Source organism: Mesorhizobium sp. 2RAF21 (assembly GCF_052115345.1).
GTDB lineage: Bacteria > Pseudomonadota > Alphaproteobacteria > Rhizobiales > Rhizobiaceae > Mesorhizobium > Mesorhizobium terrae.
In genome coordinates this window covers 252,721-271,049 of record NZ_JBFRGM010000001.1, presented here as the reverse complement: position 1 = coordinate 271,049, position 18,329 = coordinate 252,721, and the positions used below count along the sequence as shown (strand labels likewise).

General features: G+C 63.7%; 22 protein-coding genes. 11 read left to right on the top strand and 11 right to left on the bottom strand.

What is annotated here, in order from left to right:
- Nucleotides 1-2 precede the first annotated feature (2 nt).
- Together AB4136_RS01385 and AB4136_RS01380 are read left to right on the top strand one after the other, a co-directional pair.
- A complete protein-coding gene (locus AB4136_RS01385) occupies nt 3-647 on the top strand; it encodes a YceH family protein (RefSeq protein ID WP_024923117.1) in 645 nt (214 codons plus the stop codon).
- A 2-nt stretch (nt 648-649) separates the two neighbouring features.
- Nucleotides 650-1,753 (top strand): NAD(P)-binding domain-containing protein, encoded by a 1,104-nt coding sequence (locus AB4136_RS01380; RefSeq protein WP_024923116.1) that lies wholly within the window; start codon nt 650-652, stop codon nt 1,751-1,753.
- Nucleotides 1,754-1,879: 126 nt separating this feature from the next.
- Here AB4136_RS01380 and AB4136_RS01375 read toward each other — a convergent pair whose 3' ends face one another.
- The gene (locus tag AB4136_RS01375; RefSeq protein WP_024923115.1) at nt 1,880-2,305 is read right to left on the bottom strand and encodes an OsmC family protein; all 426 of its coding nucleotides are present in this window, start codon (nt 2,303-2,305) and stop codon (nt 1,880-1,882) included.
- A gap of 199 nt (nt 2,306-2,504) precedes the next feature.
- Between AB4136_RS01375 and AB4136_RS01370 the strand changes: the two genes are divergently transcribed.
- A complete protein-coding gene (locus AB4136_RS01370; protein ID WP_024923114.1) occupies nt 2,505-2,861 on the top strand; it encodes a YciI family protein in 357 nt (118 codons plus the stop codon).
- Between the two features lie 9 nt (nt 2,862-2,870).
- On the opposite strand, the gene AB4136_RS01365 is transcribed toward AB4136_RS01370, so the two are convergent.
- The gene (locus AB4136_RS01365) at nt 2,871-3,353 is read right to left on the bottom strand and encodes a YbaK/EbsC family protein (protein WP_024923113.1); all 483 of its coding nucleotides are present in this window, start codon (nt 3,351-3,353) and stop codon (nt 2,871-2,873) included.
- A 130-nt stretch (nt 3,354-3,483) separates the two neighbouring features.
- Entirely contained in the window at nt 3,484-4,749 is a 1,266-nt protein-coding gene (locus tag AB4136_RS01360; protein WP_137900370.1) for a ubiquinone biosynthesis hydroxylase, read from the bottom strand.
- 108 nt (nt 4,750-4,857) lie between these two features.
- On the opposite strand from AB4136_RS01360, the gene tesB reads away from it, so the two are divergent.
- The 6 genes from tesB (at nt 4,858) to AB4136_RS01330 (ending at nt 12,389) form a co-directional block, all read left to right on the top strand.
- Nucleotides 4,858-5,733 carry an acyl-CoA thioesterase II gene (tesB, locus tag AB4136_RS01355; RefSeq protein ID WP_024923111.1) on the top strand — a complete coding sequence of 292 codons (876 nt, stop codon included), beginning with the start codon at nt 4,858-4,860 and terminating at the stop codon, nt 5,731-5,733.
- Nucleotides 5,734-5,952: 219 nt separating this feature from the next.
- Complete coding sequence (locus AB4136_RS01350) at nt 5,953-6,291, top strand: P-II family nitrogen regulator (RefSeq protein ID WP_024923110.1); 339 nt, start codon at nt 5,953-5,955, stop codon at nt 6,289-6,291.
- A gap of 29 nt (nt 6,292-6,320) precedes the next feature.
- On the top strand, nt 6,321-7,661 hold the full coding sequence (locus tag AB4136_RS01345; protein ID WP_024923109.1) for an ammonium transporter: 1,341 nt from the start codon (nt 6,321-6,323) through the stop codon (nt 7,659-7,661).
- Nucleotides 7,662-7,895: 234 nt separating this feature from the next.
- Nucleotides 7,896-10,628, top strand: a complete 2,733-nt coding sequence (locus AB4136_RS01340) for a DNA translocase FtsK (RefSeq protein WP_024923108.1) — start codon at nt 7,896-7,898, stop codon at nt 10,626-10,628.
- A 74-nt stretch (nt 10,629-10,702) separates the two neighbouring features.
- Nucleotides 10,703-11,392, top strand: coding sequence for an outer membrane lipoprotein carrier protein LolA (locus AB4136_RS01335; RefSeq protein WP_024923107.1), 690 nt, complete (start codon nt 10,703-10,705; stop codon nt 11,390-11,392).
- Nucleotides 11,393-11,585: 193 nt separating this feature from the next.
- Nucleotides 11,586-12,389 carry an exodeoxyribonuclease III gene (locus tag AB4136_RS01330; RefSeq protein WP_024923106.1) on the top strand — a complete coding sequence of 268 codons (804 nt, stop codon included), beginning with the start codon at nt 11,586-11,588 and terminating at the stop codon, nt 12,387-12,389.
- Here AB4136_RS01330 and AB4136_RS01325 read toward each other — a convergent pair.
- From AB4136_RS01325 to AB4136_RS01315, 3 genes are all read right to left on the bottom strand, one after another.
- The gene (locus AB4136_RS01325) at nt 12,379-12,903 is read right to left on the bottom strand and encodes a GNAT family N-acetyltransferase (RefSeq protein WP_024923105.1); all 525 of its coding nucleotides are present in this window, start codon (nt 12,901-12,903) and stop codon (nt 12,379-12,381) included. The genes AB4136_RS01330 and AB4136_RS01325 overlap by 11 nt on opposite strands.
- Nucleotides 12,904-12,914: 11 nt before the next feature.
- On the bottom strand, nt 12,915-13,370 hold the full coding sequence (locus tag AB4136_RS01320; protein ID WP_024923104.1) for a cyclic nucleotide-binding domain-containing protein: 456 nt from the start codon (nt 13,368-13,370) through the stop codon (nt 12,915-12,917).
- Nucleotides 13,371-13,664: 294 nt separating this feature from the next.
- Nucleotides 13,665-14,348 carry a response regulator transcription factor gene (locus tag AB4136_RS01315; protein WP_024923103.1) on the bottom strand — a complete coding sequence of 228 codons (684 nt, stop codon included), beginning with the start codon at nt 14,346-14,348 and terminating at the stop codon, nt 13,665-13,667.
- Between the two features lie 175 nt (nt 14,349-14,523).
- Here AB4136_RS01315 and AB4136_RS01310 point away from each other — a divergent pair, with 175 nt between their 5' ends.
- A complete protein-coding gene (locus AB4136_RS01310; RefSeq protein WP_024923102.1) occupies nt 14,524-15,039 on the top strand; it encodes a L,D-transpeptidase family protein in 516 nt (171 codons plus the stop codon).
- A gap of 67 nt (nt 15,040-15,106) precedes the next feature.
- Here AB4136_RS01310 and AB4136_RS01305 read toward each other — a convergent pair whose 3' ends face one another.
- Nucleotides 15,107-15,355, bottom strand: a complete 249-nt coding sequence (locus tag AB4136_RS01305) for a hypothetical protein (protein WP_024923101.1) — start codon at nt 15,353-15,355, stop codon at nt 15,107-15,109.
- Nucleotides 15,356-15,490: 135 nt separating this feature from the next.
- Between AB4136_RS01305 and AB4136_RS01300 the strand changes: the two genes are divergently transcribed.
- Nucleotides 15,491-16,441, top strand: coding sequence for a LysR substrate-binding domain-containing protein (locus tag AB4136_RS01300; RefSeq protein WP_024923100.1), 951 nt, complete (start codon nt 15,491-15,493; stop codon nt 16,439-16,441).
- 27 nt (nt 16,442-16,468) lie between these two features.
- On the opposite strand, the gene AB4136_RS01295 is transcribed toward AB4136_RS01300, so the two are convergent.
- Genes AB4136_RS01295 through AB4136_RS01280 form a run of 4 tightly spaced genes read right to left on the bottom strand, consistent with a single transcriptional unit; the run spans nt 16,469 to nt 18,326 of the window.
- Nucleotides 16,469-16,885 (bottom strand): DUF1761 domain-containing protein, encoded by a 417-nt coding sequence (locus tag AB4136_RS01295; RefSeq protein ID WP_024923099.1) that lies wholly within the window; start codon nt 16,883-16,885, stop codon nt 16,469-16,471.
- A gap of 48 nt (nt 16,886-16,933) precedes the next feature.
- Entirely contained in the window at nt 16,934-17,629 is a 696-nt protein-coding gene (locus AB4136_RS01290) for a class I SAM-dependent methyltransferase (RefSeq protein WP_171020914.1), read from the bottom strand.
- Nucleotides 17,584-18,009, bottom strand: coding sequence for an EVE domain-containing protein (locus tag AB4136_RS01285; RefSeq protein ID WP_024923097.1), 426 nt, complete (start codon nt 18,007-18,009; stop codon nt 17,584-17,586). Before AB4136_RS01285 ends, AB4136_RS01290 begins: the two co-directional genes overlap by 46 nt.
- A gap of 20 nt (nt 18,010-18,029) precedes the next feature.
- A complete protein-coding gene (locus AB4136_RS01280; protein ID WP_024923096.1) occupies nt 18,030-18,326 on the bottom strand; it encodes a YciI-like protein in 297 nt (98 codons plus the stop codon).
- Nucleotides 18,327-18,329 lie beyond the last annotated feature (3 nt).

The window sequence follows — 18,329 nt, the reverse complement described above, 5'->3', positions numbered from 1 at the left end:
CAATGTCCAGTGAAGACTTCCCTCACCTCAACGCTCTCGAAGTCCGCGTACTCGGATGCCTGATGGAAAAGCAGCTTCTGACGCCAGACGTCTATCCGCTGACGTTGAACGCGCTGCAATCCGCGACCAACCAGAAGACCTCGCGCGAACCGGTGATGGCATTGGAGCCGGTCGACATCAGCCGAACCTTGAAGTCGCTTGAGGAGAAGGGGCTGGCGCGGCGGATGATGGCATCGCGCGCCGACCGCTACGAGCAGATGGCTTCACGAAAATTCAGCCTGACGACCCCGCAAAGCGCGCTGGTCGCCATGCTGCTTCTGCGCGGGCCGCAGACGCTCAACGAATTGCAGACCCGCACTGATCGCATGGCCAATTTCGGTTCGGCCGAAGCGGTACAAACCGAACTCGACATGCTGGTCGGCCGGCGCCCACCGCTGGTGAAGGAGATCGGCCGTGCGCCGGGTCAGCGCGAGGATCGTTTCGCGCATCTGCTTTCGGGCGATGTCGATGTGTCGTCGATTCCGGCTCCGGCCGCGCGTGCCGCCGCGCCTGCCGGTTCGGCCCTGAGTGAACTGGAAGAACGCGTGCGTACGCTTGAAGAGGACGTGGCGGCGCTCAAGGCGCGGCTCGATGCCGTAGGCGCATAAGCGTGGCCGAGCAGCAGGCCGCTTCGACAAACACAATCTTCAAGGTCGACATCGTCGTCATCGGCGCGGGCCAGGCGGGCCTGTCGTCGGCCTATCATCTCGGCAGGCTGGGCCTCGCCGTCGGGCGGCAGTTCCTCGTGCTGGACAGGAATCCGACACCAGGTGGTGCCTGGCAGCACCGCTGGCCGTCTCTGACGCTCAGCACCGTCAATCGCCTGCACGATCTGCCCGGCATGCAGTTTTCCGAAGCCGTCGACACCTCCAGCGGCGAAGCCAGGGCATCCGTGGCGGTGCCCGAATATTTTGCCGCCTATGAACGCAAGTTCGAGCTGCCGGTCTATCGCCCCGTCACCGTCAAGGTCGTCTGCGAGCGGTCCGGACGGCTGCGGATCGAGACGGACCGCGAGATGTTCTCGGCGCGCGGTATCATCAATGCCACGGGAACCTGGGAGACGCCCGTCATTCCCGATTATCCCGGCGCGGCGCAGTTCACGGGCCGGCAACTTCACTCACACGACTATCGCACCCCGGACGAATTCGCGGGACAGCATGTGATCGTCGTGGGCGGTGGGATTTCGGCGCTGCAGCATCTGGACGAGATTTCCAAGGTGGCGGGCACGACATGGGTGACCCGCCACGAACCGCGCTTCCGGGACACGCCCTTCGTGCAGGAAGACGGCCGCGCGGCCGTCGCCATGGTCGAGGACAGGGTCAGGCGCGGACTGGTTCCGGGGTCGGTGGTTTCCGTCACCGGCATCCCGCTCACGCCGGCTTTGCGTGCCGCCAGGGAGCGCGGTGTGTTGAAACGCTTGCCGATGTTCAGCGAGATCACCGAAGATGGCGTGCTGTGGCCGGACGGTTCGATGCAGAAGGCCGACGTCATCTTGTGGGCGACGGGGTTCCGCAGCTCGCTCGATCATCTGGCGCCGCTGCAGCTGCGCGAGGACAATGGCGGTATCGTCATGACCGGACGGCTGGCGACAGAGGTGAAGAAGGACCCTCGCATCCATCTGGTCGGCTACGGCCCGTCGGCCTCCACCATCGGAGCGAACAGGGCCGGCGGTGCCGCGGCCCGAGAGCTTGCAGCCCATCTCGGTTTGATCTGAGCGAGATCATACTGGCGGCGGCGGTGATGGTCCTGATGTTCCGCAAGACCGGTACCGGCAGGCCGCAATCGGCTGCGGTGCAGAAGGCCGCGCAGCCTGGATGGCGACGCGGCCTGGTCCCCGCGATCAGGCCAGTTTGGCGTCCAACGAAATCTTGATCGCGCCAAGCGCGCGCGAGACCGGGCATTCGGCCTTGGCCTTGGCGGCCAGCTCCTGGAATTTTGCGGCATCGATGCCGGGAACGTCGCCGACAAGCGTGATGTTGCTCTCGGTGATGCCGGTGCCGGGGGTGAGCTTAACCGCGGCGCTGGCTTCCAGCTTCGCCGCCGGCGTGCCGTTTTCGGCGAGGAAATGCGAAAGCTGCATGGCGTAACAGCCGGCATGGGCAGCCGCGATCAGTTCCTCGGGATTGGTGCCGGACCTGCCGCTTTCATCCTCGAAACGCGTCTTGAACGAATAGGGCGTGGCCTTGAGCGCGCCGCTCTGGGTGTCGATGGTGCCGCCACCCTCCTTCAGATTGCCTTTCCAGACGGCTTTTGCAGTGCGGTCCATGGTTTTCTCCTGGCTGGGTGGTTGCAAGAGGCCGACTATAGCGCCGCAGCCTGACAAGGCCACAACATCCTTCGCGGGGCGATGGGATCGGTGGACGAAAAAATCGCCGTGCAAAAATGTCGGCTTTGTTGCCGCCAAACCGTCCTGCGGACGGCGCTACGCAGGCGCGGGCCATGCGGGCTGCAACAGGGAGACAACGATGCAATATATCTGTCTAGTCTATCACGAGGAATCGGCGTTGCATGCGCTTTCAGCCGAGGCGGGCAGAACGCTCGACGCCGACTCGCTCGCTTATGACGTGGCACTGGAAAAGAGCGGCCATCTGGTCATGGCGCAGGCGCTGCAATCGGTGAAGACGGCCAAGGTGGTGCGCAAGCGCAAGGGCAAGACGCTGGTGACCGACGGTCCGTTCGCCGAAACCAAGGAACAGCTGCTCGGCTTCGTGATGATCGAGGCGCGCGATCTCGACGAGGCACTCGCCATTGCAGCCGACATCCCGCTGGCGGCGATGGGCATGGTGGAGGTGCGTGCGATCTACGACATTCCGGTGCCCTGACCGGCGCGGTCAGCCCTGGATCGCGGGTGCCGGTGCCTGGCAGACATCGACCCATTCGGCACCGACGAGCGCCGCCATGCGGTCGGGATTGAGCCGTACCGCGGCATTGGTGGCGCCGGCGGCCGGCACCACCTCGTCGAAGGCTTTCAGCGAGACATCGCAATAGACCGGCAGCGGTGTCGGCAGGCCGAAGGCGCAGACGCCGCCGACCGGATGGCTGGTGAGGGCGACGACCTCTTCGGCCTCCAGCATGCGCGCCTTGCCGCCGAACCGGTCCTTGAACTTGCGGTTGTCGAGCCGCGCCGTGCCGGCGGCAACGACCAGCATGGCCGTATCGCCGACCCTGAGGCAGATCGTCTTGGCAATCTGGTCCGGTTCGACACCATGCGCTTGAGCGGCAAGGGCTACGGTGGCGGAGCTCGCCTCGGTGACGATGACTTCAATGTCCGGGGCTTTGGCGGCGAAGAAGGCGCGAACGGATTCAAGGCTCATGGCGCGACCATAAGGTTGCCGGACCTGGCAGGCAACCAGCATGGCAACCCTGCCGGACAGCCAGTCGTGCTATCGATTGGTCCTCTTTCGACCGGCCCGAGACCGGCGCCAATGGCCCGAGGAAGCGCGGCTATATCGCCTCGCCCTTGAGCAGCCGTGGGGTATCGCCGCCGAGGCCCGATGCCTGGCGGATGAAGAACTCCTTCAGCCTCGGCATGCGTTCGACAACGCCGAGCCCGATATCGCGCACGGCGCGCAGCGGCGCGATGTCGTTGGAGAACAGCCGGTTCAGGACATCGGTGGTGACGCCCATCTGCATGGTGTCGAAGCGACGCCACTGCTGGTAGCGTTCGAGCACATCAAGCGCGCCGATGTCCTGGCCGAGCCGATCCGCTTCGACGATGACCTCCGCAAGCGCGGCGACATCCTTGAAGCCGAGGTTCAAACCCTGCCCGGCGATCGGGTGGATGCCATGCGCCGCATCGCCCGCCAGCGCTATGCGCGGCGCCACGAAGGCGCGGGCAAGTGTCAGGCCGAGTGGCCAGGCGCGCGGCTTGTCGACAGCGCGGATTTCGCCGAGCTTCAGGCCGAAGCGTTGCTCCAGCTCCATCTCGAAGACCAGATCGTCGCCCTCGACCAGTTTGCGGGCATCGTCGGTGCGCTCGGTCCAGACGATGGACGAACGGTTGTTGCCATCCTTGTCCGGTTTCAGCGGCAAGGTGGCGAAAGGCCCGGCCGGCAGGAAATGCTCTTCGGCGCGGCCATTGTGGGGTCGTTCATGCGCCACCGTGCAGACGATGCCGGACTGGCCGTATTCCCACTTCACGGTCTTGATGCCGGCCATGTCGCGCAGCTTCGAGTTGACGCCGTCGGCGGCAACCAGCAAGCGGGCGCGTAGCGCTGCACCATCGGCCAAGTGGACGGTAAGGCCGCCGCCGCCGGCATCGAAGGATTGCACGGCCACGCCCTCGATCAGGTCGATGCCTAGCCTGTCCGCCTGGCGGCGCAGCGCGCCATTAAGGTCGCGATTGGCGACCATATGGGCGAACGGTTCACCTGGGGCGATCTCACCGTCGAAAGTCAGGAAGACCGGCCGCACGGGATCGGCGGTGCGCGAATCCGTCACGATCATCTCGGTTATCGCCTGGGCTCCTGGCGCGATCTCGGCCCAGACGCCGAGCTGTTCGAGCATGCGCGAGGCGGCGGCAGCGATCGCCGAGGCGCGGCCGTCCTTCTGCCATACGCCGGCGGGCGCCGCGTCGACGATCGCAACCCGCAGAGCCGGGCGCGCCTGTTTCAGCGAGACGGCCGCGGCCAATCCGACATAACCGGCGCCGGCGATCAGTACGTCGAGCCGCGTGTTCTGAGACGCTTCCGATTCGCGTTTCGACGCCATGTCCTGCCACCTTTCCTGCCCGCCGGTATCGGGCCGCACCCGCTTAAGCCTTGACTGGCCGCCGTTGCTGTCCGAAACCGCCCTATAGTCGTGGCAAGGATCGAACGCATGACGCAAGCCATGAATGAGCTTCTCGGCATTCTCGACCTGGAAAAGCTGGAAGACAATCTGTTCCGTGGTCGCAGCCCGCAAACCGACTGGCAGCGCGTGTTCGGCGGCCAGACGATCGCGCAGGCGCTGGTTGCCGCGCAGCGCACCGTCGACGCCGATCGGCACGTCCACTCCCTGCACGGCTATTTCATGCGGCCTGGCGATACAAAACTGCCGATCGTCTACGAGGTTGACCGCATTCGCGACGGTTCCTCCTTCACCACGCGGCGCGTCGTCGCCGTCCAGCATGGCCATGCCATCTTTTCGCTCGAAGCGTCGTTCCAGCTCGACGAAGGCGGGCTCGAGCACCAGGTTCCAATGCCGCATGGCATTCCCGAGCCCGACACGCTGATGACGCAGCGCGACCTGTTGGAGAAGTTCGGCGAAGCGGTGCCCGAGGGGATCAAGCGCTACTGGCAACGCGAACGGCCGATCGAAATGCGGCCGATCATGCTCAAGCACTACACCAGCCGGGAACGGCTGGAGCCAAAGCAGAATATCTGGATCCGCACGACCGGGCCGGTGCCGAACGACCGCGCGATGCAGGCCGCGGTGCTCGCCTATCTGTCGGACATGACGCTTCTCGACACATCCACCTTTGCCCATGGCCGGGCCATCTTCGACCGTGATATCCAGGCAGCCAGCCTCGATCATTCGATGTGGTTCCATCGCAGCCATCCGCTCGACGACTGGATCCTCTACACACAGGACAGTCCCTCGACCCAGGGTGCGCGCGGCTTCACGCGCGGCTCGCTGTTTGCCCGGGACGGCACGCTGATCGCCTCGGTGGCGCAGGAAGGCCTGATCCGCCTCAAGCGGTCGCCTACAGAATAGGCATTTTTATCAATTTGCTCAATTGATGGGCAATTGATGGGTGGCCTCTGTACAGCGGCCGGCGCCCCTCCGCTCGACAATCTTTTATCTTCAATGGCTTAGCTTGTCGTTTCGGCATTTGGCACGGAGCTTGAATTGCCATGGGCATCGCCGACCCATGTCGAGGCCGGCGATGTCGCGTGGAACGCGGGGACCGCAACGAACAAAGGGCGAATCCTGATGAAGATCGTGATGGCTATCATCAAGCCGTTCAAGCTGGACGAGGTGCGCGAGGCGCTCACCGCCGTCGGCATCCAGGGCCTGACCGTCACCGAAGTCAAAGGCTACGGGCGTCAGAAGGGGCACACGGAAATCTATCGCGGGGCGGAATATGCCGTCTCCTTCCTTCCAAAGATCAAGGTCGAGGTCGCCGTTGCGACCGACCTCGTCGACAGGGCGGTCGAGGCGATAACAAGCGCCGCCAAAACCGGCCAGATCGGCGACGGCAAGGTCTTCGTCTTCGGCATCGACCAGGCCGTGCGCATCCGCACCGGCGAAACAGACACCGACGCGCTGTGAGCGGGTCACGCACCTCCATGGAGATATCGATGAATATTCTTCCCAAGCTGAAGACGGCAGGGCGCGTCGCGCCGCTGACTGCTCTCGTCGGGCTGCTGGGCACCCTCGCCGCCTATGCCCAAACCGCCACCCCGGCACCGGCTGCGGCCGCGCCGACGCCAACCCTGGACACCGGCAACACGGCGTGGATGCTGACCTCGACGGCCCTGGTCCTGATGATGACCATTCCAGGCCTCGCCCTGTTCTATGGCGGCATGGTGCGCAAGAAGAACGTGCTTGCCACCATCATGCAAAGCTTCGCGATCTGCTGCCTTGTCACGGTGTTGTGGTTCGTCGTCGGCTATTCGCTGGCCTTTTCCGACGGCGGTTCGTGGAACAGCTTCATCGGCGGCTTTTCGAAGGTGATGCACAAGGGCATCACGGTCTCGACGCTGTGGCTGCCGGGTGTCTCCAACATCCCGGAATTCGTCTTCTCGATGTTCCAGATGACGTTTGCCATCATCACGCCAGCGCTGATCGCCGGCGCCTTCGCCGAGCGCATGAAGTTCTCGGCGCTGCTTCTGTTCAGCGGTCTGTGGCTGATCTTCGTTTATGCGCCGATCGCGCATTGGGTCTGGGGCGGTGGGTTCCTCGGTTCGGCCGGCGTGCTGGACTTCGCGGGCGGTACGGTCGTCCACATCAATGCCGGCGTCGCCGGCCTGGTCTGCGCCCTGGTGCTCGGCAAGCGCGAGGGCTACGGAACCGTCAACATGGCGCCCTATAATCTCGTCTACGCGGTGATCGGCGCCTCGCTGCTGTGGGTCGGCTGGTTCGGCTTCAATGCGGGTTCCGAACTCGCGGCCGACGGCCTGGCCGGCGCTGCGATGATGAACACGCAGGTTGCCACCGCCGCCGCCGGCCTTGCCTGGATGTTCACGGAATGGCTTGTCGCCAAGAAGCCCTCGGTGCTGGGTATCATCTCGGGCGCCGTCGCCGGTCTTGTCGCGGTGACGCCGGCATCGGGCTTCGTCAATCCCACGGGCGCCTTCATCATCGGCATCGTGGCGGGCATCGTCTGCTACTTCGCCGCGGTGAAGCTCAAGCATGCGCTCGGCTACGACGATTCGCTCGATGCTTTCGGCGTGCACGGCATCGGCGGCATCATCGGTGCGCTGCTGACCGGTGTCTTCGCCGACCCGGCCATCAACGCGCTCGGCAAGGATGCTTCGGTTGCCAAGCAGCTCTACGGCATCGGTTTCACCATTCTCTGGACCGCGGTCGTCAGCTTCGTGATCCTCCATGTGGTCAAGGCTCTGGTCGGACTGCGTCCGAGCAAGCAGGAGGAGGTCGAGGGGCTGGACGTGACCCTGCACGGCGAAGTCGTGCAGTAGCCGGCGCCCGCCTGCGGGATACGCACTACGAAGAAGAAAAGATCCCGTCGTGAGCCGCTGCGAACGCACTCACGCGCTTGGGCCCGGAGCAATCCGGGCCCTTTTTTGCGCGCCGACTGGCACGCAAAATCGCCATGGTTAATGCTGCCTTAACCTTCCCCCCGATAGTCTGGTCTTCGAATCTGCCGGAGTGCGCGCTGCTTCCGGCCCAGGCAATGACTGACGGGGAAATGCATGCGTTCAGGGGCATCGGCACCGCTCGCGCTGACCAATACCGGGCACGGGTTCCAGGCGTTCCTGCGGCGGCAGGCCGGCCGGCTCGTCGGTGGGGCGCTGTTCGCCTTCGTCGCTTTCGGCGTGGCCGCGCTGGCTACCTGGAACGTTGCCGATCCTTCGTTCTCGCATGCCACCGACAATCACGTCACCAATGCGATGGGCTATCCTGGCGCGGTGTTCTCGGATCTGGCGACCCAGTTCTTCGGCCTGTCGGCGGTTGCCGCGGTGGTGCCGGCGATCATCTGGGGTTTCCTGCTGTTTTCGGCCCGCGGCGTCGACAAGCTGCCGCGCCGCGGCGTGTCCTGGTTCGGTTTCTCGCTGCTTGCCGCCGGCATGGCGGGTTGCGTGGTGCCGCCCAAGACCTGGCCGCTGCCGAGCGGTCTCGGTGGCGTCTTCGGCGACATGGTGCTGAAGGTGCCCGGTCTTTTCCTGGGCGGTTATCCGACCGGTGTCGCCGCCAGCGTCATTGCCATCCTGCTGGTCGCGCCGACGCTTTGGCTGTTTGCTTATGGTTCGGGGCTGATCGCGCGCAGCAACGGCTTTGCGGTCATTGAGGAGCAGGAGCCGAAGCGCCGCAAGGCGGAGGAAGATCGCGACTCGATCCTTTTCGAGAACGAGGAGGACGACGACGACAATGGCGGATTGCTGGCGCTCGGCGCCATCACCCATTGGTGGCTGTCGTTCCGCGCCTGGATGCATCGCCGCGCCGCCGCCAAGCGGCGCCAGGAGGAAGAGGAATTCGATTTCGCGGAAATGCCGGCGCGCGAAAGCGCGTGGCGCCGCGCCGCCGACCGTGTCGAATCGGCGGAACTCGCCGAAGCCCATATGAGCACGACCGGCCGCGCCCGTGTCGAGCCGAAGTTCTTCGCGGCGATGGTCAACGATCGCCATGTCGCGGTCGATCCCGTGGCCGGCGGCTCCGCCCATGCGGACGATTACGACAATGACGGTTTCGACGGCGCCGATTTCGAGCGCGACGAGGACGATTATCCGCAGAGCCTGCCCGTGGCCGCCCCGCGCGCCGCGGCGCCGGCCGGGGCCAGCACGCAGGTCCGCAACTTCCGTTCCGATGCCGCGACCCGTGTCGAGGCGCCGGCGCCCCGGCCCACCCAGGGCGCGCGCGTGCAGCGCGAGGCACAGACTTCGCTGATTGCCGCCAACAGTTTCGAAATGCCGTCGCTGCATTTCCTGTCGGAACCAAAGAGCGTGGTGCGCGACGCCAGCCTGTCCAAGGATGCGCTGGAACAGAATGCGCGACTGCTCGAAGGCGTTCTCGAGGATTTCGGCGTCAAGGGCGAGATCATCCATGTGCGGCCCGGCCCCGTCGTCACCCTCTACGAACTGGAGCCGGCGCCCGGCATCAAATCCAGCCGGGTCATCGGCTTGGCCGACGACATCGCCCGCTCGATGAGCGCGATCGCCGCCCGTGTCGCCGTCGTGCCCGGCCGCAACGCCATCGGCATCGAACTGCCCAACGCCAAGCGCGAAATGGTCTACCTGCGCGAAATCCTGGCCAGCCGCGATTTCGAGGAGAGCAAGGCCAAGCTGGCGCTGGCGCTCGGCAAGACGATCAATGGCGAGCCGGTCATCGTCGACATCGCCAAGATGCCGCACGTGCTGGTGGCCGGTACCACCGGTTCCGGCAAGTCGGTCGCCATCAACACCATGATCCTGTCGCTGCTCTACCGGCTGAGGCCGGAAGAATGCCGCCTCATCATGATCGATCCGAAGATGCTCGAATTGTCGGTCTATGACGGCATTCCGCATCTCCTCACGCCCGTCGTCACCGACCCGAAGAAGGCAGTGGTGGCGCTGAAATGGACGGTGCGGGAGATGGAAGACCGCTACCGCAAGATGTCCAAGGTCGGCGTGCGCAACATCGACGGCTTCAATCAGCGCGTGGCGCAGGCCGAGAAGAAGGGCGAGAAGATCTCGCGTACGGTGCAGACCGGCTTCGATCGCCAGACCGGCGAGGCGATCTACGAAACCGAGAATCTCGACCTCGAGCCGATGCCTTACATCGTCGTCATCATCGACGAGATGGCCGACCTGATGATGGTGGCCGGCAAGGATATCGAGGGCGCCGTCCAGCGCCTCGCCCAGATGGCGCGCGCGGCCGGCATCCACGTCATCATGGCGACGCAGCGCCCGTCGGTCGACGTCATCACCGGCACGATCAAGGCCAACTTCCCGACCCGTATCTCCTTCCAGGTGACGTCGAAGATCGACAGCCGCACCATCCTTGGCGAGCAGGGCGCCGAACAACTGCTCGGCATGGGCGACATGCTCTACATGGCCGGCGGCGGCCGCATCCAGCGCGTGCACGGCCCGTTCGTCGCCGACGACGAGGTCGAGAAGGTGGTGCAGCACCTGAAATTGCAGGGCGTGCCTGAATATCTCGACGCGATCACCGAGGACGACGAGGAGGATGGTGATGAACCGTCAGGCCGCGGCGGCTCAGGCGGCGGCGGTGGCAATTTCGACGAGTCCGACGACCCTTACGACCAGGCGGTCGCGGTGGTGCTGCGCGACGGCAAGGCCTCGACCAGCTACATCCAGCGGCGCCTCGGCATCGGCTACAACCGCGCTGCCTCGATCATCGAGCGGATGGAGAAGGAAGGCATCGTCGGTGCGGCCAACCACGCCGGCAAGCGCGAGATTCTGGTGCCGACGGAAGACGACAAGCTCTGAGGCGGGGACGGTCAAACTAAAGCCCAACTGAGGGTTCACCACCTGTCCGGAACAACCAGACAAGAGCGAGCTGCATGAAAGACGACCTTTTCGGAGCGACCATCGGCCTGACCATGACGCGGCGGCGCCTGCTTGGGCTCGGCCTGATGGTGACCGGTGCCGCTGCCGTCAACGTCGTGCCGGGCTTCCTGCCCGTCGCGGCTGCCCAGGCCAGCGTGCCGCCTGCGGCGCAGAAGATCGCCGATCATTTCTCGTCGGTAAAGTCGATGACGGGTGAGTTCGTGCAGTTCGGGCCGAAAGGCGAGCAGACCGGCGGCAAGTTCTTCCTCGAGCGTCCGGGCAAGATCCGTTTCAACTATGACGGCGCCAACAATTTCAAGGTGATCTCCGACGGTCAGTCGGTCGTGCTGCTCAACAAGAAGCTCCAGACTTCCGATCTCTATCCTCTGTCGAAGACGCCGCTGAAGCTTTTGCTTGAAGACAGGATCGACCTGTCGGGCGACCGCGTGAAGAGCGTCAAGGAAGAGGAAGACCTCATCACCATCAAGTTGTCGGACAAGCAGGTGTTCGGCAATTCGACCATCACCATGATGTTCGATCCGAAGACCTATGAACTGCGCCAATGGACGATCACCGACGCGCAGGGCAAGGACACCACGGTGATGATATTCAACACCAAGGAGGGCGTCAGCTTCGCGCCCGACACGTTCAAGATCGACTACACCGCCAATCGCGAACTCAACGTCAACAAGGGTATGCGCTGAGGCAGTTTAGGCAACGCTTCCGCAGTTGCCGGTTCCTCGACGACTTCTGTGGAAATGTGCAACGCAGTCGTGTTGCGCTACCCTCCGGCTTGTCTTTGCAGCCTGAGGCTGGCAGGTTCCGCCCCAATCTTTCTGTCGATGATGCCTTCGCTTGAGCCCGCCGGCTTAACGGGCACGGGTTCGGAACACGCGAATGGCCTTTACGCTGGCAACCTGGAACATCAACTCGGTGCGGCTGCGCATGCCGCTGGTCGAGCAGCTGATCGCTGAACGGAATCCCGACATTCTGTGCCTTCAGGAAACCAAATGTCCGGATGATCTTTTCCCGGCGGCGGCCTTCCGCAAGCTCGGCTACGAGCACATCGCCATCCATGGGCAGAAAGGCTATCACGGCGTTGCCACCGTATCGCGGCGGCCGATCGAAATCGTGGAAAAGCGCCGCTTCTGCGAGATCGAGGACAGCCGGCACATCTCGGTGCGTTTCAAGGCCGGCGACAAGGCGATCCTGCTTCATAATTTTTACGTGCCGGCCGGCGGCGACGAACCCGATCCCGCGATCAATCCGAAGTTCAAGCACAAGCTCGGTTTCGTCCAGGAAATGCACGACGTGCGCGCCGACCAGCCCGACGGGGCAGGCTCAATCCTGGTCGGCGACCTCAACATCGCGCCGCTCGAACACGACGTCTGGTCGCACAAGCAACTGCTCAATGTGGTCAGTCACACGCCAGTCGAGACGGAGAGTTTCGAGGCCATGCGCAAGGCAGGTGCCTGGGCCGACCTGATGCGTCTCAATGTGCCGGTCGATGAGAAGCTCTATACCTGGTGGAGCTATCGGGCGGCCGATTGGGAAATCTCCAATCGCGGCCGCCGGCTCGACCATATCTGGTCGTCGAACAACCTGGTGCCGGCGTTCGAAGGTTATGAGATCCTGCGTACCGCTCGCGGCTGGGAGCGGCCGTCGGATCATGTCCCGGTGATCGCGCGGTTCAGCCTCTGATCGTGTCAGCCGACGCGGCCAGTGCCTGCCGGGCTTCCCATTCGGGTCTCAGCAACGCCATCACCAGTTCATCGTGAAATTGCCCGCCGAAGAAGGCGTTGCCGCGCGCGACCCCTTCGGCCTGGAAACCGACCGCTTCGTACATGCGGCGGGCGCGCAGGTTTTCCGGGAACAGACTGATGACGAGGCGATGGAGTTCGGTTTCCATGAAGGCGCGTGAAACAACGGCATTCAGCAAGCGTCGTCCCTGGCCTTGTCCCGGACTGACGACCGCCAGGCGGCGAACCAGGGTTACGCGTTCGATCGCGTTCCAGAAGCGCAAAATGGAAAAGCCGGCGGGCGCCTCGCCTTCGTAGCCGACGAAATAGGCGTGGCTGCCATCTACCATCGCCTCTCGATGGCGCCGCTCGTCCCAACGGCCGACCAGCCTGTCGTAACCGTCAAGCCGTTCCGTCGCCATGATGAAAGGGAGGTCATCCTCCCTGGCACGGACGAGTGTGAAGGTCGCGTCCATGTCGGAATGCCTCAGCCAGCGAAGCGCGGTGCCAGCGCTTCGATGCGTTCGATCAGCGCCTGAAGTTCGTCGGTGATGCGTTGATGCAGGTGAACGGCGATATCGGGGTATTCTTCGAGGATGCGTCGAAACATCTTGCGGTTGAGGCGAAGAACCTGCGAATCGGCCGCTGCCGATGCGCTGGTCAGCCGCCGGGTGTCGGCAATCAGTGCCAGTTCGCCCAGGATCGCACCGGGGCCAGCCGTGCCGATGATGATGCGGGTGCCCTCGGCTTCGCGGTAGAGGGCGATGGAGCCGCTGATGACGACATAGGCCGAATCGGCCTCGTCATCCTCGCGATAGAGCTTTCTCTCCGCCGGCAACGAAGTCGTCTCCGCGCCGAAAGCGAGCAGGCGCAACTGTTCCGCCGTGAAGCCCTCGAAGAGCCGCACGGTGGAGAGGATGCGTATGTCGTCATCCAGCGCCATCAGCTATGTCCCCGGACCGACAGGTCGTTCCCTCCGTTTTGCGACCCCGCCCTGAATCGCCTTCGGCCAAATACAATTAATTGACCAATAATATAGAGCCTTTAACAGAATCTCATCGGTGAGGGCAGCGGGCGACGAAAAGAGTGGTCAAGCGCGCGGCAACCGTCACCGCGCCGAGCCACGAGGCTGGCACGCTCCGCTTTTGCGGCCAAAGCACGGCGCCGCGGTGCGGCGCTGAAGAAATCGAATCCGGGAAACAGCGAAGTTAAGTCCGCGCGGGCGCGCGGAAGCTGTTCAGGGCACCAGCTTGTAGCCGCCGCTTTCGGTGACGAGGATCGCCGCGTTCGACGGATCGTGCTCGATCTTCTGGCGCAGGCGATAGACGTGGGTTTCCAGTGTGTGCGTGGTGACGCCAGAATTGTAGCCCCACACTTCTTCCAGAAGCACGTCGCGGGTCACCACCTTCTGCTCGGCCCGATAGAGGTATTTGATGATCGATGCCTCTTTTTCGGTGAGCCGCACCTTGCTGCCGCGCTGGTCGATCAAAAGCTTCTGGCTGGGCTTGAATGTGTAGGGGCCGACCGAGAAGGTGGCGTCTTCGCTCTGCTCGTGCTGGCGCAGCTGGGCGCGGATGCGGGCAAGCAGCACGGCGAAGCGGAAAGGCTTGGTCACATAATCGTTGGCGCCGGCTTCCAACCCCAGGATCGTGTCGGAATCGGTGTCATGGCCGGTCAGCATGATGATCGGCGCCTTATAGCCGCCCTTGCGCAGCAACTTCACCGCCTCGCGACCGTCCATATCCGGCAAACCGACGTCCATGATGAGCAGGTCGATCATGCCGGCGCGGGCGGTGGCGATGCCCTTGGCCGCGGTCGTCTCCTGAAGCACGTCGAATTCCTCGTAGAGCGACAATTGCTCGGCCAGCGTGCCGCGCAGGTCTTCGTCATCGTCGACAACCAGGATGGTGCGTGAAGTCATGGATCAATCCGTTGTTTCAAAATCACAAAATGTTAGGACGCCGTTGACCGACGACCGTTTATGCGGAAGCTGTCGGCTACAACAGCCGATCACGGTAATTTGTTCCATGGTTCTATCATATCCGAAAAACCTTGTGCGCAATGGGGCGAACAAGGCGCAACCAACAGGTCTTCGCATATTGGTCGTGCGTGCGCGGCCTGGCGACGGAACCAAGGGCCTGCTGCAGGCCGGCAGCCTGGTGTTTCCCTGTGCTCTGGGTAGTGGCGGGATTTCGTCGAACAAGCGGGAGGGCGACGGCGCCACGCCGCTTGCTTCGATGCGCATCCGCTCCGGTTATTTCCGTAACGACCATTTCGCCAAGGCGCGACGCACGCGCCTTGCAATGGCGACGATCGGACCGGATCTCGGCTGGTGCGAGGTGCCGGATGACCGCAACTACAACCGGCCGGTGACGATCCCCTACGGCGCCAGCCACGAGCGCATGAAGCGCGACGACCGGCTCTACGACGCGTGCCTGGTGCTCGACTGGAACATCGCGCCACGCCGGCGCGGGCGCGGCAGCGCCATCTTCTTCCATCTGGCGCGTCCGGGCTATACGCCGACGCAAGGCTGCGTCGCCGTCTCCGCGCAAACCATGGCGCGGCTGTTGCCGCTGTTGTCAGCTCGCACGGTGATGAAGGTGGTGCGCTAGGTCAGGATTCTGCTTCTGCCGGGCGATGATCCCGGCGGAAGCGGAATAGAGCGACGAGTCGGCTGGATTACCGGTGCTTGTTGGAACGGGGTGGCTGCCAGCCGAGATCGAGCAGGCCGAGCCGCTGCGGCGCGTCCGATACGCTGCGGGCAATGTCGGTGCGTCGCAGGCCGATGTCACGCAAATGCGCATCCGACAGATATCCGGAATCCTGCGGCGGCAGGTTGATGGCAATACGGGCATGGCGCAGCCAGTCGAGCAGCGGGCGGATGCGGTTTGGGCGCGCGACTTCGGATTTCAAAACAATGGCGGACATGAGGGAGTTCTTTCAAGGCGGCCTGGCTTCAAGCCAAGCTTGGAGATTTTCGATTGGGGTCAGTATCTCGCATTGAAATGAAAGGGGGAAACGAGTAGTTCTTGGCTGATCATCAAGGAGCGCTTGAAGATAGCCATGTCCCGTCTGCTGCCTGGGACCCGTGCGCTGCGGACGCTGGAAGCGGCCGGCCGGCATCTCAATTTTACCCGCGCCGCCGACGAACTTGGCCTGACGCCGGCGGCGGTCAGCTACCAGATCAAGGAAATCGAGGACCAGCTTGGTCTGGTGCTGTTCACCCGCACCAGCCGCACCATACGCCTGACCGAGGCGGGGATGGCGCTGGTGGACGCGTCCGCGGACGCGCTAGAGACACTCAACCGCGCGGTGACCCGGGCCAAGAAGCTTGCGCGCGGCGGGGCGCTATTGAAGGTGACCGCCAGCGCGGAATTCGCAACACGCTGGCTGTTGCGCCGTGTCGACGGCTTCCGCAAGCTCCATCCCGACATCGAACTGCGTTTCGATATCACCTACGAGCCGCGCGATTTCGACCGCGACGACGTCGATATCGGCATCCGTTTCGGCACCGGCAAATATCCGGGCTTGTGCGCCGACAGATTGTTCGAAAACGTCATCATTCCAGTTTGCAGCCCGGGACTGCTGCGTTCCGGACCGCCGCTCGACGAACCCCGCGACCTGCTCAAACATACGCTGGTTCACATCGAGTGGTCCCGCCAGGGCATCACCTGGCCGAACTGGCGCATGTGGATGGCGGCGGCCGGCATCGAGGATTTCGATGACAGTCGTACGGTGGTGATGACGACGTCGACCGACGCCATCGCAGCCGCGGCGGGCGGCAATGTGGTGGCGCTCGCCGATTTTGCCATGGTCGCCAACGACCTGTCGGAAGGGCGGCTGGTCAGGCCGTTCGAGCTCAGCATCAAGGTGCCGCCCGAATTTGCCTACTTCCTGATCTATCCCGAGGGTTCGGCGCAGGATGCGCGCATCATCGCCTTCAAGAACTGGCTGCTCGCGGAGGCACATGCGCCGCAGATGGATGTCACGCAGCGAAGCTGGGACGATTTCTGATCGGAAGTGTCGGCAGCCGGACAGGTGCTACGAAGCGGGCGCGCCGAACCAGCCTATGACAGCGCCCATGATCAGCATCGCGCCCAGCCAATGGCCTGAATCGATGGCCGTCAGCGCCCAGCCGAAACCCTGATAGCGGTGGTTGACGGTAAGCGTGGTGGCAACGAAGCCGAGCCACAGCACGAACCCCAGCACGATCCCGGCAACGACACTCGGTTCTCCTCCGGTCATGCCGGGAATGACCAAGGACAGGACGAAGGCCATGACGACCAGGCCGACAAAGCCGATCACGAACGGCATCACCGAATTGCGCATCGTCGTGGGGTCAATCCGCACTGCCTTGAGCCACGGTTTGCTCAGCGCGGTGTACCATACCGCGCCGAACAGCCAGCCCAGAACGGCGGCCGCGATGATTGCAAGCCAGTTTACGGCAGAAAAATCCATGGTGTCCCCCTCCATTGACCCGCATGGAACGCTTGTTCGGAGGTCGCGTCAAGCGAAGCGCCAGACCGTGGTGCGCTTGACCTCGGCATCTTCCAGAGCCCGGGTGACCGGCACTTCGTAGGCTGCCAGCCGCTCCAGGCCGGTCTTCGGCAGATAGGCGCGGCCGGGGTCGCCGATCAGGATGTCGGCGCCACGCGATTTCAGCGCGGAAAACCAGGGTAGCAGGCGGCCGGCAAAGGGTTTTTCGTAAAAGACGTCGCCGGCAAGGATGACGTCCCATCCTTCATCCGATCCGACGCGATCGGAGGCGGTGAATGTGACGTCGACACCATTGGCGGCGGCATTCAGGCGGATAGCGGTATCGCAGAACGGGTCGATGTCGGCCGCTTCGACGGCCGACGCGCCGGCCTTCATCGCCGCTATCGCCACCAGACCGGAGCCGGAGGCGAAATCAAATACGCGGCGGCCGCGCACGCTTTCTGGATGATCCAGGATGTAACGAGCCAGCCCCTGCCCGCCGGCCCAGGCAAAGGCCCAGAAGGGTGGCGGCAGGCCGATCTCGGCCAATTCCTCTTCGGTACGTCGCCACAGATCATGCGCCTCATCGGCGAGATGAAGCCGGATTTCCGGCACATGCGGCGGCGTCATCAACGCCGTGTTGTCGAGGATGAAGCGTTCGGCGGTTTCGGGCGTCAGTGTCACGGCGCGGGGTTGAGACCGCCCATGCGACAGACTTCCTTCCACTCCTCGGGCGTGACCGGCTGCACCGACAGGCGGCCGAGCCTGACCAGCGCCATTTCCGACAGCTTCGGGTTGGCCTTGATGTCTGCCAGCGTCGGCGGCGTGGGCACATCGCGGACGGCGCGGATGTCGACACACTCCCAGCGTGGATCGTCGGTGGTGGTGTCGTGATGCGCCAGCGCACAGACTTCCGCGATGCCGACGATGTTGAGCCCGTCATTGGAGTGATAGAAGAAGCCGAGGTCGCCGATCTGCATGGCCTTCATGTTGTTGCGCGCGGCATAATTGCGCACGCCGTCCCACTGGGTGCCGGCCTTGCCCTTTTCCTTCAGCATGTCGAAGGAGAACTTGAACGGTTCGGATTTGAAGAGCCAGTAGTTCATGGTGATCCTCTGCGGCGGTATCAGGCTTCGGCGGGTTTGTTGAACACCCAGGTCCAGGGTTTGATCTCGACTTTCTCGAACAGGCCCGCCTTGGCATAGGGGTCTGCCGCCGCCAGCGCCTCGGCACCGGCAAGATCGGTGGCCTCGATCACGACCATGCTGCCATTGGGCTTGCCGTCGGCATCGAGGAACGGACCGGCAAAGGCCAGTTTCTTGTCGGCATTCAGCCCGTTGAGAAAGGCGACATGGTCCGGCCGCGCATCGAGGCGCACCTGGAGGTGGCCGGGTTTGTCCTTGCAGATCAGTGCAAACAGCATGTT

Bases quoted from the DNA above. Each gene is read 5' to 3' on its own strand.
- AB4136_RS01385 (WP_024923117.1), top strand. From the start codon at position 3: ATGTCCAGTGAAGACTTCCCTCACCTCAACGCTCTCGAAGTCCGCGTA.
- AB4136_RS01375 (WP_024923115.1), bottom strand. From the start codon at position 2,305: ATGGACCGCACTGCAAAAGCCGTCTGGAAAGGCAATCTGAAGGAGGGT.
- AB4136_RS01370 (WP_024923114.1), top strand. From the start codon at position 2,505: ATGCAATATATCTGTCTAGTCTATCACGAGGAATCGGCGTTGCATGCG.
- AB4136_RS01365 (WP_024923113.1), bottom strand. From the start codon at position 3,353: ATGAGCCTTGAATCCGTTCGCGCCTTCTTCGCCGCCAAAGCCCCGGAC.
- AB4136_RS01360 (WP_137900370.1), bottom strand. From the start codon at position 4,749: ATGGCGTCGAAACGCGAATCGGAAGCGTCTCAGAACACGCGGCTCGAC.
- tesB (WP_024923111.1), top strand. From the start codon at position 4,858: ATGACGCAAGCCATGAATGAGCTTCTCGGCATTCTCGACCTGGAAAAG.
- AB4136_RS01350 (WP_024923110.1), top strand. From the start codon at position 5,953: ATGAAGATCGTGATGGCTATCATCAAGCCGTTCAAGCTGGACGAGGTG.
- AB4136_RS01345 (WP_024923109.1), top strand. From the start codon at position 6,321: ATGAATATTCTTCCCAAGCTGAAGACGGCAGGGCGCGTCGCGCCGCTG.
- AB4136_RS01340 (WP_024923108.1), top strand. From the start codon at position 7,896: ATGCGTTCAGGGGCATCGGCACCGCTCGCGCTGACCAATACCGGGCAC.
- AB4136_RS01335 (WP_024923107.1), top strand. From the start codon at position 10,703: ATGAAAGACGACCTTTTCGGAGCGACCATCGGCCTGACCATGACGCGG.
- AB4136_RS01330 (WP_024923106.1), top strand. From the start codon at position 11,586: ATGGCCTTTACGCTGGCAACCTGGAACATCAACTCGGTGCGGCTGCGC.
- AB4136_RS01325 (WP_024923105.1), bottom strand. From the start codon at position 12,903: ATGGACGCGACCTTCACACTCGTCCGTGCCAGGGAGGATGACCTCCCT.
- AB4136_RS01320 (WP_024923104.1), bottom strand. From the start codon at position 13,370: ATGGCGCTGGATGACGACATACGCATCCTCTCCACCGTGCGGCTCTTC.
- AB4136_RS01315 (WP_024923103.1), bottom strand. From the start codon at position 14,348: ATGACTTCACGCACCATCCTGGTTGTCGACGATGACGAAGACCTGCGC.
- AB4136_RS01305 (WP_024923101.1), bottom strand. From the start codon at position 15,355: ATGTCCGCCATTGTTTTGAAATCCGAAGTCGCGCGCCCAAACCGCATC.
- AB4136_RS01300 (WP_024923100.1), top strand. From the start codon at position 15,491: ATGTCCCGTCTGCTGCCTGGGACCCGTGCGCTGCGGACGCTGGAAGCG.
- AB4136_RS01295 (WP_024923099.1), bottom strand. From the start codon at position 16,885: ATGGATTTTTCTGCCGTAAACTGGCTTGCAATCATCGCGGCCGCCGTT.
- AB4136_RS01285 (WP_024923097.1), bottom strand. From the start codon at position 18,009: ATGAACTACTGGCTCTTCAAATCCGAACCGTTCAAGTTCTCCTTCGAC.
- AB4136_RS01280 (WP_024923096.1), bottom strand. From the start codon at position 18,326: ATGCTGTTTGCACTGATCTGCAAGGACAAACCCGGCCACCTCCAGGTG.